14 protein-coding genes are annotated in these 11,330 nt (G+C 72.1%); 6 read left to right on the forward strand and 8 right to left on the reverse strand.

From position 1 onward, the window contains the following. Positions 1 to 156 precede the first annotated feature (156 nt). Entirely contained in the window at positions 157 to 1,377 is a 1,221-nt protein-coding gene (locus tag ACSHXC_RS33625) for an ROK family protein (RefSeq protein WP_438295126.1), read from the forward strand. On the opposite strand, the gene ACSHXC_RS33630 is transcribed toward ACSHXC_RS33625, so the two are convergent. From ACSHXC_RS33630 to ACSHXC_RS33645, 4 genes are read right to left on the reverse strand one after another with little or no spacing between them, the layout of a single operon-like run. After that, the gene (locus ACSHXC_RS33630; protein WP_438295127.1) at positions 1,365 to 2,249 is read right to left on the reverse strand and encodes a phosphotriesterase family protein; all 885 of its coding nucleotides are present in this window, start codon (positions 2,247 to 2,249) and stop codon (positions 1,365 to 1,367) included. The genes ACSHXC_RS33625 and ACSHXC_RS33630 overlap by 13 nt on opposite strands. Continuing rightward, on the reverse strand, positions 2,243 to 2,812 hold the full coding sequence (locus ACSHXC_RS33635) for a DUF4865 family protein (protein ID WP_438295128.1): 570 nt from the start codon (positions 2,810 to 2,812) through the stop codon (positions 2,243 to 2,245). The genes ACSHXC_RS33630 and ACSHXC_RS33635 overlap by 7 nt, the downstream gene beginning before the upstream one ends. A gap of 10 nt (positions 2,813 to 2,822) precedes the next feature. Further along, positions 2,823 to 3,236 carry a (R)-mandelonitrile lyase gene (locus ACSHXC_RS33640; RefSeq protein ID WP_438295129.1) on the reverse strand — a complete coding sequence of 138 codons (414 nt, stop codon included), beginning with the start codon at positions 3,234 to 3,236 and terminating at the stop codon, positions 2,823 to 2,825. 34 nt (positions 3,237 to 3,270) lie between these two features. Continuing rightward, positions 3,271 to 3,855, reverse strand: a complete 585-nt coding sequence (locus ACSHXC_RS33645; protein ID WP_438295130.1) for a TetR/AcrR family transcriptional regulator — start codon at positions 3,853 to 3,855, stop codon at positions 3,271 to 3,273. A gap of 152 nt (positions 3,856 to 4,007) precedes the next feature. Between ACSHXC_RS33645 and ACSHXC_RS33650 the strand changes: the two genes are divergently transcribed. Then, the gene (locus ACSHXC_RS33650; RefSeq protein ID WP_438296975.1) at positions 4,008 to 4,295 is read left to right on the forward strand and encodes an SHOCT domain-containing protein; all 288 of its coding nucleotides are present in this window, start codon (positions 4,008 to 4,010) and stop codon (positions 4,293 to 4,295) included. After that, entirely contained in the window at positions 4,292 to 4,558 is a 267-nt protein-coding gene (locus tag ACSHXC_RS33655; RefSeq protein WP_438295131.1) for a hypothetical protein, read from the forward strand. The genes ACSHXC_RS33650 and ACSHXC_RS33655 overlap by 4 nt, the downstream gene beginning before the upstream one ends. A 126-nt stretch (positions 4,559 to 4,684) precedes the next feature. Here ACSHXC_RS33655 and ACSHXC_RS33660 read toward each other — a convergent pair whose 3' ends face one another. Together ACSHXC_RS33660 and ACSHXC_RS33665 are read right to left on the reverse strand one after the other, a co-directional pair. Then, positions 4,685 to 5,203 (reverse strand): ATP-binding protein, encoded by a 519-nt coding sequence (locus ACSHXC_RS33660; RefSeq protein ID WP_438295132.1) that lies wholly within the window; start codon positions 5,201 to 5,203, stop codon positions 4,685 to 4,687. Between the two features lie 148 nt (positions 5,204 to 5,351). Continuing rightward, positions 5,352 to 5,681: a hypothetical protein gene (locus ACSHXC_RS33665; RefSeq protein WP_438295133.1), complete on the reverse strand. Its 330-nt coding sequence runs from the start codon at positions 5,679 to 5,681 to the stop codon at positions 5,352 to 5,354. A gap of 218 nt (positions 5,682 to 5,899) precedes the next feature. Here ACSHXC_RS33665 and ACSHXC_RS33670 point away from each other — a divergent pair, with 218 nt between their 5' ends. The 3 genes from ACSHXC_RS33670 (at position 5,900) to ACSHXC_RS33680 (ending at position 9,732) form a co-directional block, all read left to right on the forward strand. Next, complete coding sequence (locus ACSHXC_RS33670) at positions 5,900 to 7,000, forward strand: PLP-dependent cysteine synthase family protein (RefSeq protein ID WP_438295134.1); 1,101 nt, start codon at positions 5,900 to 5,902, stop codon at positions 6,998 to 7,000. 61 nt (positions 7,001 to 7,061) lie between these two features. Continuing rightward, positions 7,062 to 7,967 (forward strand): universal stress protein, encoded by a 906-nt coding sequence (locus ACSHXC_RS33675; RefSeq protein WP_438295135.1) that lies wholly within the window; start codon positions 7,062 to 7,064, stop codon positions 7,965 to 7,967. Between the two features lie 151 nt (positions 7,968 to 8,118). After that, positions 8,119 to 9,732, forward strand: coding sequence for an FAD-dependent monooxygenase (locus tag ACSHXC_RS33680; protein ID WP_438295136.1), 1,614 nt, complete (start codon positions 8,119 to 8,121; stop codon positions 9,730 to 9,732). 24 nt (positions 9,733 to 9,756) lie between these two features. On the opposite strand, the gene ACSHXC_RS33685 is transcribed toward ACSHXC_RS33680, so the two are convergent. Together ACSHXC_RS33685 and ACSHXC_RS33690 are read right to left on the reverse strand one after the other, a co-directional pair. Next, on the reverse strand, positions 9,757 to 10,239 hold the full coding sequence (locus ACSHXC_RS33685) for an SRPBCC family protein (RefSeq protein ID WP_438295137.1): 483 nt from the start codon (positions 10,237 to 10,239) through the stop codon (positions 9,757 to 9,759). Between the two features lie 109 nt (positions 10,240 to 10,348). Further along, complete coding sequence (locus ACSHXC_RS33690) at positions 10,349 to 11,209, reverse strand: DeoR/GlpR family DNA-binding transcription regulator (RefSeq protein ID WP_438295138.1); 861 nt, start codon at positions 11,207 to 11,209, stop codon at positions 10,349 to 10,351. Positions 11,210 to 11,330 lie beyond the last annotated feature (121 nt).

Consider the following 11,330-nt stretch of genomic DNA (forward strand, 5'->3'; position numbering starts at 1 on the left):
CAACCCCCGGAGGGTTTCGGGGAGGGGCAGGGTGGGGCCATCCCCGGGGTCTGGGGCGGAGTCCCACGGGTGGCCGCCCGGCCGCGGCGCCGGGCCCATCGCCCGGCCAACTGCCGGAAGAACCGGTTCCGTCGGGATCATGGGAGACTCGCCCCCATGAACGGCAAGGCGACGACCACCCGGACCAGGCTGGAGAGGGGCCGCAGCGCGCTCGGACCCGCGCTGGAGCTGGTGCATACCGGCCGCGCGCCGACCCGCGCCGTGCTCACCGCCGAGCTGGGCGTCACCCGTGCCACCGCCGGCGCGGTCGCCGCCGAGCTCGAAGCCCTCGGCCTGATCCAGGTCGACTCCCGGCCCGCCGCGGCCGGCTCCCAGGGCCGCCCCTCGCACCGGCTCGCCGTCAGCAACACCGGGCCCGTCGCGCTCGCCGCGCAGGTGCACGCCGACGGCTACCGGGCCGCGCTCGTCGGCCTCGGCGGCGAGATCGTCGCCACCGACCCCGGCTGTGTGATCGTCTCGGCGGATCCGGCCCAGGTGCTCGGTGAGGTCGTCGACGCGGGCGCGGCCCTCCTCAAGGGCACCGGTCGCCGCTGCGTGGGAGCGGGCCTCGCGGTCCCCTCGGCCGTCGCCGAACCGGAGGGCACCGCGCTCAACCCGCTGCACCTGGCCTGGCCCGCCGGCTCCCCGGTGCGCGAGATCTTCGCCGAACGGGTCCGGGCGGCCGGCATCACGGGCCCCGCTTTCACCGGCAACGACGTCAACCTCGCCGCGCTCGCCGAGCACCGGCACGGCGCGGGCCGCGGCGCTCAGCACCTGCTCTGCGTCGCCACCGGCCATCGCGGCGTCGGCGGCGCCCTCGTCCTCGACGGACGTCTGCACAGCGGGAGTTCGGGCCTGGCCCTGGAGGTCGGCCACCTCACCGTCAACCCGGACGGCCGCCCCTGCTACTGCGGCAGCCGCGGCTGCCTCGACGTCGAGGCCGACCCGCTCGCCTTCCTCACGGCGGCGGGCCGCACGCCCGGGCCCGAGGTGTCGCTCCTCGAACAGTCACGGGCCCTGCTGCGCCACGAGTACGCGGACGTAACGATCCGGCACGCCGCCGAGGAGCTCATCGACCGGCTCGGCCTCGGCCTCGCCGGACTCGTCAACATCCTCAACCCCGACCGGATCATCCTCGGCGGCCTGCACAAGGCGCTCCTGGAGGCGGACCCGGACCGGCTGCGGGCCGTCGTGGCCGACCGCAGCCTGTGGGGCCAGAGCGGCGGCGTCCCGATCCTCGCCTGCTCCCTCGACCACAACAGCCTGGTCGGCGCGGCCGAGCTGGCCTGGCAGCCGGTGCTCGACGACCCGCTCGGCGCGCTCACTCACCAGGCGTAGACCCGCGCCGGATTGGCGACGAGGATCTCCTCCAACAGCCCCTTTCCCAGGGCGAGTTCGAGCCTGGGACGCACCCGGCGCAGCAGATACGGCATGCCCGGGGTGTCCGGGGTCACGGTGTCCCCGCCCAGCAGCAGCCGGTCGGCGAACCCCGCGTCCGCGAGCGCCCGCAGCGCGTCCGGCATCCTCCAGTCGGTGGCGTGGTTGGCCCGCGAAGGCCCGTCGAAGGCGAGGTTGGCCCCCGCTTCGGCGGCCAGGCGGTGCACGGCGAAATCGGGTGAGCGGTTGAGGTGCCCGAGGATCACCGACTCGGGTGGCACCTCCGACTCCCCGCACAGCAGGTCGAGTACGTCGAGCACGCCCGTGCCCAGCTCCAGGTGGACGGCGATCGGCGCGCCCGTGCGGTGGTGCGCCTCGGCGGCCGCCCGCATGGTGAGTGCCGCGTGCTCGTCGAGCCCGTGGAAGCCGCCCGCCACCTTGATCAGGCCCGCCCGGACCCCGGTGTCACCGATGCCCTCGGTCAGCTCGCCCACGAAGAGCTCGGCCAGCCGGTCACGTACCGAATCGAGCAACTCACCGGAATAGTGGGCGGCTTGGTGCAGTCCGGTGGCGGCGACGATGTGCACCCCCGACTCTCTTGACAGCGCGGGCAGTTCGGCGATGCGGCGCCCCATGCCGTACGGCGTCCACTGCACCACCGTGCCGCCGCCGAGCGCGCCGAACGCGGCGAGCCGGGCCGCCGCGTCCCCGACGTCGTCCAGCTCCTGGCCCGGCAACCGCGGGCTGCGGATGAAGAGATGGTCGTGCGAGTCGACGACGCCGAGCCGGTCGGCCGGCACCTCGCCGAGCACCGTGTGCACCGCGCTCACCACTGCCGCCCCGATCGCAGCCCCGTGCGCCCGGGCTCCGACAGATGAAGCACCTGGAACCGGTCGCCTTCGGCCGGGGGGTCGGGCTGCTCCCAGAGGGTGAACCGCACCAGCTCCCAGCGGCTCGGATCGATGGCTGCAGCGCTCGCCACCACCCCGGGCTCCAGCGTCCGAGCGACCTCGTTCGCCACGAACCGCGCCGGTTCGACGCCTTCCGGTACGGGCACGCGCAGGCGGGTCGCCGTGATCGGCACCGCCCCGGACGCGGGCCCCTCCGCGTACGACAGACCCGTCCAGTGCCGTACCTCCGGACGCCCGAAGTCGTCGACGATCCCCTGGAATCCGGGACCCCACAGGAAGGAGTTCATGCCCTCGGGAGTGGCCCAAAGGTAGAACGGGGCATAGGAGTTGACCGGCGATCCGGCGCCGCGCTCGCGCATCAGATAGGCCTTGAGGCCGAGCCCGGGGAAGCCGTCCAGGAGGTGGCCCCGGGTGGCGACGCGCTTGCGGATGATCTCCATGTCGTAGTCGGCGGGCAGCGTGATCTCGTACTGCATGGCGTGCATCGCGTACTCCTCAGGAAGCGGGGCCGGTCACAGCCGGGTACGTGTCGGCTCCGACGTGGCGGTCCCACTCGACGGTCGTGCCGTCGACGGCCGCCTCGACGACCGCGAGATGCGTCATGAACGTGCGAGGCCCGGCGCCGTGCCAGTGCCACTCGTCCGGCTCGATCCAGACCGTGTCGCCCGCCCGGATAGGCTCGATCTCACCGCCCCGGCGCTGCACCAGACCCGTGCCTTCGGTCACGTGCAGGACCTGACCGTGCGGGTGGCGGTGCCACGCGGTGCGGGCGCCAGGAGCGAAGTGGACGCTGAACATCCTTATCGGGGACGGGGGTTGGGGCACCGCGATCTCGTCGAGCCAGACCGTGCCGGTGAAGTTCTCGGCCGGTCCGGGCCGGGTGTCGGGGCGCTGACGGGTGATGTGCACGTACGACCGTTCCTTCGCTGGGGGTTGGCGGCAGTCACTGGGTTCTGCCGGCAGGGGCGAGCAGTGAGAGCAGTCCGCGTACGCCCGCGTCGAAGGCGTCGGTCGAGCCGGAGGCGCGGGCCAGGACGTAGCCTCCCTGGACGGTGGCCACCACGGCCGCGGCGATCTCCCGCGGCACCAGGGGAGCGCTGAACTCGCCCTGGTCCAGGCCCTCTTGGACGATTCCCGCGAGCCGTCCGCGCAGCCAGTCGAGCGTCTCGTCGACCGGCGCGCGCAGCTCGGCGCTGGCGATGATCTCGGGGTCCATCGTGAGCCGCCCGACCGGGCAGCCGCGCAGCACATCGCGCTCGCGCAGCAGATACGCCGAGATCCGCTCGTACGCCGTGCCGCCGCCCCCGAACGTGGCCTCGGCGGCACGGCGCATCTCCTCGGCGGTACGCCGGATCGCGGCGAGGGCCAGATCGGGCTTGCCCGCGAAGTGGTGGTACATGCTGCCCTGCCCCGCGCCCGCCTGCTGCTGGATGGCCTTGGGGCTGGTGCCTACGTAACCCCGCTCCCACAACAGCTCGCGGGTGGCTTCGATCAGACGCTCCGGAGTGCTCATGAAGCCACTGTACATACCAGTAGGTACAGAATCCAGAGCAGTCGACGGAACCCGATCTACTCCCCATGGGGTACGCCGACTGCCGCTGGCCGTACGACGACTCGGACCCCCTGCGGCGGGAGGCTCGAAGCACCGAGAAAACCACCCCACCGAGGGAGCTGACCGAGATGAACACGCTGGCCTACGCAGGACCCGGACCCTGGATCTTCTTCGTCCCGCTGGTCTGGGCAGCCGTGATCTTCACCGTCGTCACGGTGCTGCGCCGCACCGGCCGGTGGGGCCGCCGCGGACCGTGGCGCCCGCCCCTGGACGACCGCTCGCCCATCGCCGTCCTCGGCCGCCGTTTCGCGGCCGGCGAGATCGACGAGGAGGAGTACTGGCGCCGGATCTCCGTCCTGGAGGAGCACTTCGGACGGACGAACCTGACCCCTGGGGGCAAGGACGGTGCGGCATGAGCACCGCCGTCCGCACCGTCGACGCCGTGAAGGTGTACGGCGCCGGCGACACCGACCTGAGCGCGCTCGACGACCGGATGCCCGATCCCGCCGCGGAGCGCGTGCTCGACCGGATGCGTTTGCTCTCGCAGAGCGAGGACGGCGTCAACTCCCTTGGGGGGAACGGGACTTGGACGCATCGCTGCGCCTCAGTGGCTGGGTGCTCGTCAAGGCGTCCGACTCGGCCGGCACCAGCGCCTTCGCGCTGCCGCCTCTCCAGTTGACGGTGGTCGCCCTCGTCGGCCTGCTGGCCGGGGCGGTGGCGGGCTTGCGGCCCGCGCGCCGCGCGGCGCGACTCGACGTACTCCGTGCGATCGCGACCGAATGGCGCCCGACGGCGTTCCGCCCGGTCAGCCCGCGATGGGCGACCGGGCGGCGGTCCGTCCGCGCACCGCGCGCGAGGGCCGCGTTTCCGTGAAAGGAGTGCCGGACGTCGCCGCGTACAGCGGGTACGGCGGCAGGGCCACGGCGGGGGAGGGCGCGGCGAGCGTGAACCACACGGCCTTGCCGGACTCGCCTTCCGGGCGTACCCCCCAGCTGTCGCTGACCGCCGCTATCAGGGCGAGACCGCGGCCGTTGGTGGCGAGCGCGTCGGCGTCCCGCAGGGCGGGCAGCGTCGGATCGTGGTCATGGACGGAGATGGTCAGCCGGTCGAGCAGCAGCTCGATCTGCACGGTGCACATCTTGTCCGGCTCGGCATGCCGGTGGACATTGGTGAGCAACTCGGTGACTCCGAGCGCCGCCTCGTCTATCAACGGGTCCAGATGCCAGTAGCGCAACTGCGCCGATACGATTCTGCGGACCTGTCCGATCCGCGACGGCAGGGCTTGGAGCTCCACCGTGCACTGCCTGCTTGGCTGGCTGATCACGGTTGCGACTCCCCGAATGAGGTCCGGAAGTTGCTGTCTGGTCCGGCGGCCTGCCCAGATCGTCACCGCCGGTAAACCCTCGGTGATGTGACACCAGCGTGGCCCAGGGGTTCGCACTGCGCAACTCCGTCCCCGGGCCCCACGCGTTTCAGCCGTGCGCGCCGTGCGTCGTCTGCCGTATGGCCTGCAGGAATCGCTGGGTCAGATCGGGGCCGCGCGAACGGCCCGGCTCCTCGCCCATCGTCAAGCGGTAACGGGTGCCGTTCAGCCGCGCCACCGTGCGGTCCTCCTTGGCCAGCCAGGGCAGCCGGGGGCGCGCCGCGCTGACCGAATCGACGGGCGCGCTGTCGATCTCCCGCCCGTTGCTGGTGAGCAGGGCGAGCCGGCCGTCCTTGATCAGCACCTGGCCCGCTCGCGTCAGCGAACGGGTCCACCGCTCGATCCGTACGCCCTTCGCACTGAACTCGGGTTCCGCCATGACCGTCCGGCCCCCTTCGCATCGTTCCTGGTGGGCAGTCTGCACAACGACGAGCCTACGCACCAGGGCGCGCGGAGGATCGGGTCCGGGCCAGTGCCGTCCAGCGGCCACCAGGCGCCCCACAAGCCACTCCTATGGATCCTCAAAGGGGACGTTTGTGCAGGTGAGAGGGGTATTGTCAAGCGTGGGGGCGGCACACAGACACGACGAGGAGTGGCATGGAAACCATCAATGTGGACCGCAGCGATCCGGAGTACCGCGCCTGGCTGAAGGAGGCCGTGCGCAAGGTCCAGGCCGATGCCAACCGCTCCGCCGACACCCATCTCCTGCGCTTTCCCCTTCCCGAGGCCTGGGGCATCGATCTCTACCTCAAGGACGAGTCGACGCACCCCACCGGCAGTCTCAAGCACCGCCTCGCCCGCTCGCTGTTCCTGTACGGCCTGTGCAATGGCTGGATCCGGCCGGGCAAGCCCGTCATCGAGGCGTCCAGCGGCTCCACCGCCGTCTCCGAGGCATATTTCGCCAAGCTGATCGGCGTCCCGTTCATCGCCGTGATGCCCCGCACCACCAGCCCGGAGAAGTGCCGCCTGATCGAATTCCACGGCGGCCAGTGTCACTTCGTCGACGACTCGATGAAGATGTACGAGGAGTCCGCGCTGCTCGCCGCCGAGACCGGCGGCCACTACATGGACCAGTTCACCTACGCGGAGCGGGCCACCGACTGGCGCGGCAACAACAACATCGCCGAATCGATCTACCAGCAGCTCAAGTTGGAGCGCTACCCCGAGCCCGCCTGGATCGTCGCCACGGCCGGCACCGGCGGCACCTCGGCCACCATCGCGCGCTATGTGCACTACATGCAGCACGACACGATGATCTGCGTCCCCGACCCGGAGAACTCCTGCTTCTTCGACGGCTGGACCCAGGGCGACCCGCTCGCCTCCAGCGACTGCGGCTCGCGCATCGAGGGCATCGGCCGGCCCCGTATGGAGCCGAGCTTCGTGCCCGGCGCCATCGACCGGATGATGAAGGTCCCGGACGCGGCGAGCGTCGCGGCCGTACGCGCCCTGGAGAAGGCGATCGGCCGCAAGGCGGGCGGCTCCACCGGCACCGGGCTGTGGAGCGCGCTGCGGATCGTCGCGGAGATGGTCGCCGAGGGCCGCACCGGCAGCATCGTCACCCTGCTCTGCGACCCGGGCGACCGCTACCTCGACAAGTACTACTCGGACAGCTGGCTCGCCGAGCAGGGCCTCGACATCACCCCGTACGCCGAGACGCTCGACAGCTTCCTGGAGACCGGGGTCTGGCCGGCCCGCTGAGCTGTCCGGAACGGGACCTTCTGCCCGTGCGGGCCCCCGCGCCGCGTGCCAGGGTGACGACATGGACACGCGCCCGGTAGTTGTCGCCGTAGACGGATCCGATCACAGTCTGCGAGCCCTGGAATGGGCCATTCCGACCGCCCGCAGACTGGCCGCCGACCTCGTCATCGCGCATGTCCTGCCCGACGCCACACAGCTCTGGGCGGCCCGCCGGTCCACCCTCGGCCCGGGCCCGGCACTGAACGACCCGGTCACCGACCGGGTGCGCGCCGCGCTCTCGGGCCGCGACGGACTGCCCTCGGTGCGGTTCGACTCGCTGGAGGGCGAAGTGGCGGACGCACTGCACGCCTTGGGCGCCGAGGCCCGGATGCTGGTGATGGGCTCGCGCGGCCGCGGTGGCTTCGCCAGCCTGCTGCTCGGCTCCAACAGCCTGGCCGTCGCCACCCGGGCGCCCTGCCCCGTGGTGGTCGTGCCGCCGCTGGCCCGCACGGGCGAGGACGAGCGGACGACGGGCCGGGTCGTGCTCGGGCTCAACCTCGGCGACACCGTGGACGAAGTGATCGACTTCGCCTTCGTCGAGGCCCGGGCGCGGAACGTGCTGCTCCAGGTGCTCTACGCCTACCCGGCGCCGCCCCCGGCCGCCCTGATGGTCGCGGGCGAGTTCCCGCCGGGGAGGCTGGACGCAGATCAGTACGAACCGGCCGAGCGGGACGTGAAGCGCGACCAGGCCGAGCGGCTGCGCCCCTTCGAGGAGCGCTTCCCCGACGTCGAGGTGGACGCCGTGATCGCGCCCGCCGACGCGGCGGGCCACCTCGTCGACGCCTCGGCCTCCGCCGCGCTGATCGTGGTCGGCCGCCACCGCCGCCGCCTGAAGCCGGGCTCCCTCCTGATGGGCTCCGTGGCTCATGCGGTGCTGCACCACGCGGAGTGCCCGGTGGCGGTGGTGCCGGCGCGCGAGGGGAACTGAGCGGGGCTCTGTTTCGGTCCCCCCAACTGCCGCCCGCCGACGCCGCGTTGAGCCCGCCGCAGCGTTGACCCGCAGTTTGCCCCCGACGGTAACTTTGCTGTCTACGGTGGGAAAGATCCACTGAACGGCACGGGGAACACGGGGAGCTGTCATGCCATCTGTACTGATCGTCGGCGGGGGACTGGTGGGCCTGACCGCTGCCCTGTGCCTGGAGTGCCACGGGGTCGACTACGTCCTCGTGGAGCGCAACACCGAGCCGACGGTGCTGCCCCGCTCACGCGGTATGCACACCCGCGCCGTGGAGATCTTCCGGCAGATCGGCGTCGAGGAAGCCGTACAGGCCGCGAGCGCGTCCGCCCTCAAAATGGGCAGGTTCGGCGGCGCGCGACGGGGGCGGAGCATCGCCGGCTCCGAGGCGCTCGACCTGCGCCACGTCTTCGCCACCGGCGCCATGGTCGGCGCCGACGAAAGCCCCTCCGCCTTCTGCTTCTGCCCCCAGGTACTCCTCGAACCGGTCCTGCGCGAACTGGCCGAACAGCGCGGCGGCGACATCCGCTTCGGCACCGAGCTGACCGCGTTCACCCAGGACGACGACCGCGTCACGGCCACCGTCACGGACCGGGCCACCGGCCACACCAGCACCGTGTACGCCGACTACCTCCTGGCGGCCGACGGCGCGGGCAGCCCGATCCGCACCACCCTCGGCATCACCAGCACCACCCGCCCCGCCACCCACCACTACCTCAACCTCTACTTCCGCGCCGACCTCACCGAGCTGGTGCGCGACCGCACCTTCAGCCAGTGCGAGATCACCGGTCCCGAGGTGTCGGGCCTGTTCCTGGCCAAGAACAACACCGATGAATGGTCCTTCCACCTCGCCTACGACCCCGAGCGCGAGAGCCCGCGCGACTACCCCGACGAGCGGTGCGTCGCCCTGCTGCGCACCGCCATCGGCGCGGACGACCCCGATCTCCGCGTCGACCTGCTCGCCCGCGCCGCCTGGGACACCGGTACGGCGGTCGCCGACGCCTACCGCGGAGGCCGGGTCTTCCTGGCCGGCGACGCGGCCCACCGGCACGCCCCCTGGGGCGGCTTCGGCGCCAACACGGGCATCGCCGACGTACACAACCTGGCATGGAAGCTGGCCGCCGTCCTGCGCGCACAAGCGCCGGCCGCACTTCTGGACACGTACGAGCCCGAGCGGCGCCCGCGCGGCCTGCTCGTCGCCGAACAGGCCTGGCTGCGCACCGAGTTCCTCGCCCGGTACGGCATCCGCACCCCGCAGAACGGCGAGGCGCTGGACCGCCAGCTGGGCACCGGGGAGATCATGACCCGCTACCGGTATGCGTCCGCCGCCGTCCACGGTGCCCCGGCCGGGGACACGGTCGACCTGCTCGCGGGCCAGACCGGCACCCGCGTCCCGCACCTCTGGCTCGACCGCGACGGCAGCCGCCTGTCCACCCTCGACCTGTGCGGCCCGGGCTTCACGCTGCTCACCGGTGGGGACGCGGAAGCGGACGCGGCCTGGGCCGACGCGGCCAAGACGCTCCCTGTGACGGTGCATCACATACGAAGCGTGGACGCCGACCCGGCGTCGGGAGAAGGGGGCCTGCGCGACGGCGAGGGCGCGTGGACCGGCCTGGTCGGTCTGCCCCCGCAGGGCGCGCTGCTCGTCCGTCCGGACGGATTCGTAGCCGCACGCTCCGACGGGGGGCTCACCCCGGACGTCCTGGACGACATCTGGCGATCCGTCACCGGCCACTGAATCCGGGGCAGTTGATGGAGTTGGTCAGGCCTTCGGTGTGGCCGTCAGCCGACGGTCCAGGTTGCGCATCGCGCTCTTGAAGGACTGGCCGATACCCGGTCGTGCCGCCCGCATCGCCAGGCGGAACAGCGCCGGGCCGTCGCTCGCCATCGTCCACCGCACGGTGGTCCCGGAGCCGGCCGGAGCGAGCCGCCAGTCCTCCAACAGGGCTGCAACGCCGGGGGTGTTGGTCTCGTCGATCCGGTAGGCATAGCGCTCGCCCGGGACCCTCGCCATGATCGTCTCGCGGAAGAACACCCCGCCCCGCAGCCTGATCTCGCGCCCGGCCCCGCCGTCCAGGGGCCGGGCCGCGGCGACGGAGGAGAACCAGGCGGGCGTGTCGGACACCTCCTCGGCGAGCGCGCGGTAGACGGCTGCGGGCTCTGCCGCGAGGTGGGCCGTGAAGGCCGGCCGCACCGGCGCCGACTCGGCGAAGTCGAGTTCCACGGACCTGAGTCGGCGAGCCATGACGCGTACCTCCTGGCGGTCGGGAGGGCGAGAACCCTCGCGGGCGGACCCGCGCCGGATCCGTACGAGCCCGGCGCGGGAAAGCCCGCACACCATAACTGGCGGACCGTCAGATGTCTGCGGGGTCGCCGTTCTCGCCGCCGTTGTCGGGGATTTCCCCCGCCACCACGAGATCCCGCAGGTGCTCGGTCATCTCCTCGCGGGACCGGTCCGACAGGCCCGAGTCCGTCACGAGCGAGTCGACCTGGTCGAGCGAGGCGAACGAACTGAGCCCCACCGTGCCCCACTTGGTGTGGTCCGCGATCACCACGACCCGCCGCGCCGAGTGCACGAACCGGCGATTGGTCTCCGCCTCCGCGAGGTTGGGCGTGGAGAGACCGGCCTCCGTCGAGATGCCGTGCACCCCGATGAACAGCACGTCGAAGTGGAGCGAACGGATCGCCGCGTCGGCTACCGGCCCCACCAGCGTGTCGGAGAGCGTACGCACCCCGCCCGTCAGGACCACGGTCGCGGCCCCCGGGCGCGGCCCGGACCCCGCGGACGAGCGCTGCGCGGCATGGAACACATCGGCGACCTGCACCGAGTTGGTCACCACCGTCAGCTCCGGAACGTCCACCAGCTGCTGTGCGAGCGCGTACGCCGTCGTGCCGCCGGCCAGCGCGATCGCGCTGCCGGGCACGGCCATCCTGGCCGCCTCCCGCGCGATGTCCTGCTTGGCGCTCAGCTCCAGGGTCGACTTCGCCTCGAAGCCCGGCTCGTGCGCCGTGGCCTCCGCGACGGGCACGGCCCCGCCGTGCACCTTCTCGATCACGCCCTGGCGCGCCAGCGCGTCCAGATCCCGGCGGACCGTCATGTCCGAGACGTTGAGTTTCCGGGTGAGCTCGTTGACCCGGACTCCGCCACGCCGTCTGACCTCATCGAGGATCAGCGCACGACGCTGCTCCGCGAGCAGATTCTGGTGGTCGCTCACTGCCGGGCCGGCCCCTTCCACATCGTCGAACACACTCGCCGGGCACATCTGCACCCCCGGCTACGGACACCCCATCCTGTCACGGGGAGATTCCGTGAGAGCACTGCGCCGGGGCACCCGG

Source organism: Streptomyces sp. HUAS TT7, assembly GCF_051550175.1.
Taxonomy (GTDB): domain Bacteria; phylum Actinomycetota; class Actinomycetes; order Streptomycetales; family Streptomycetaceae; genus Streptomyces.

Coding starts and splice junctions, on each gene's coding strand:
- ACSHXC_RS33625 (WP_438295126.1), top strand. CDS start 157: ATGAACGGCAAGGCGACGACCACCCGGACCAGGCTGGAGAGGGGCCGC.
- ACSHXC_RS33635 (WP_438295128.1), bottom strand. CDS start 2,812: ATGCACGCCATGCAGTACGAGATCACGCTGCCCGCCGACTACGACATG.
- ACSHXC_RS33645 (WP_438295130.1), bottom strand. CDS start 3,855: ATGTACAGTGGCTTCATGAGCACTCCGGAGCGTCTGATCGAAGCCACC.
- ACSHXC_RS33650 (WP_438296975.1), top strand. CDS start 4,008: ATGAACACGCTGGCCTACGCAGGACCCGGACCCTGGATCTTCTTCGTC.
- ACSHXC_RS33655 (WP_438295131.1), top strand. CDS start 4,292: ATGAGCACCGCCGTCCGCACCGTCGACGCCGTGAAGGTGTACGGCGCC.
- ACSHXC_RS33665 (WP_438295133.1), bottom strand. CDS start 5,681: ATGGCGGAACCCGAGTTCAGTGCGAAGGGCGTACGGATCGAGCGGTGG.
- ACSHXC_RS33670 (WP_438295134.1), top strand. CDS start 5,900: ATGGAAACCATCAATGTGGACCGCAGCGATCCGGAGTACCGCGCCTGG.
- ACSHXC_RS33675 (WP_438295135.1), top strand. CDS start 7,062: ATGGACACGCGCCCGGTAGTTGTCGCCGTAGACGGATCCGATCACAGT.
- ACSHXC_RS33680 (WP_438295136.1), top strand. CDS start 8,119: ATGCCATCTGTACTGATCGTCGGCGGGGGACTGGTGGGCCTGACCGCT.
- ACSHXC_RS33685 (WP_438295137.1), bottom strand. CDS start 10,239: ATGGCTCGCCGACTCAGGTCCGTGGAACTCGACTTCGCCGAGTCGGCG.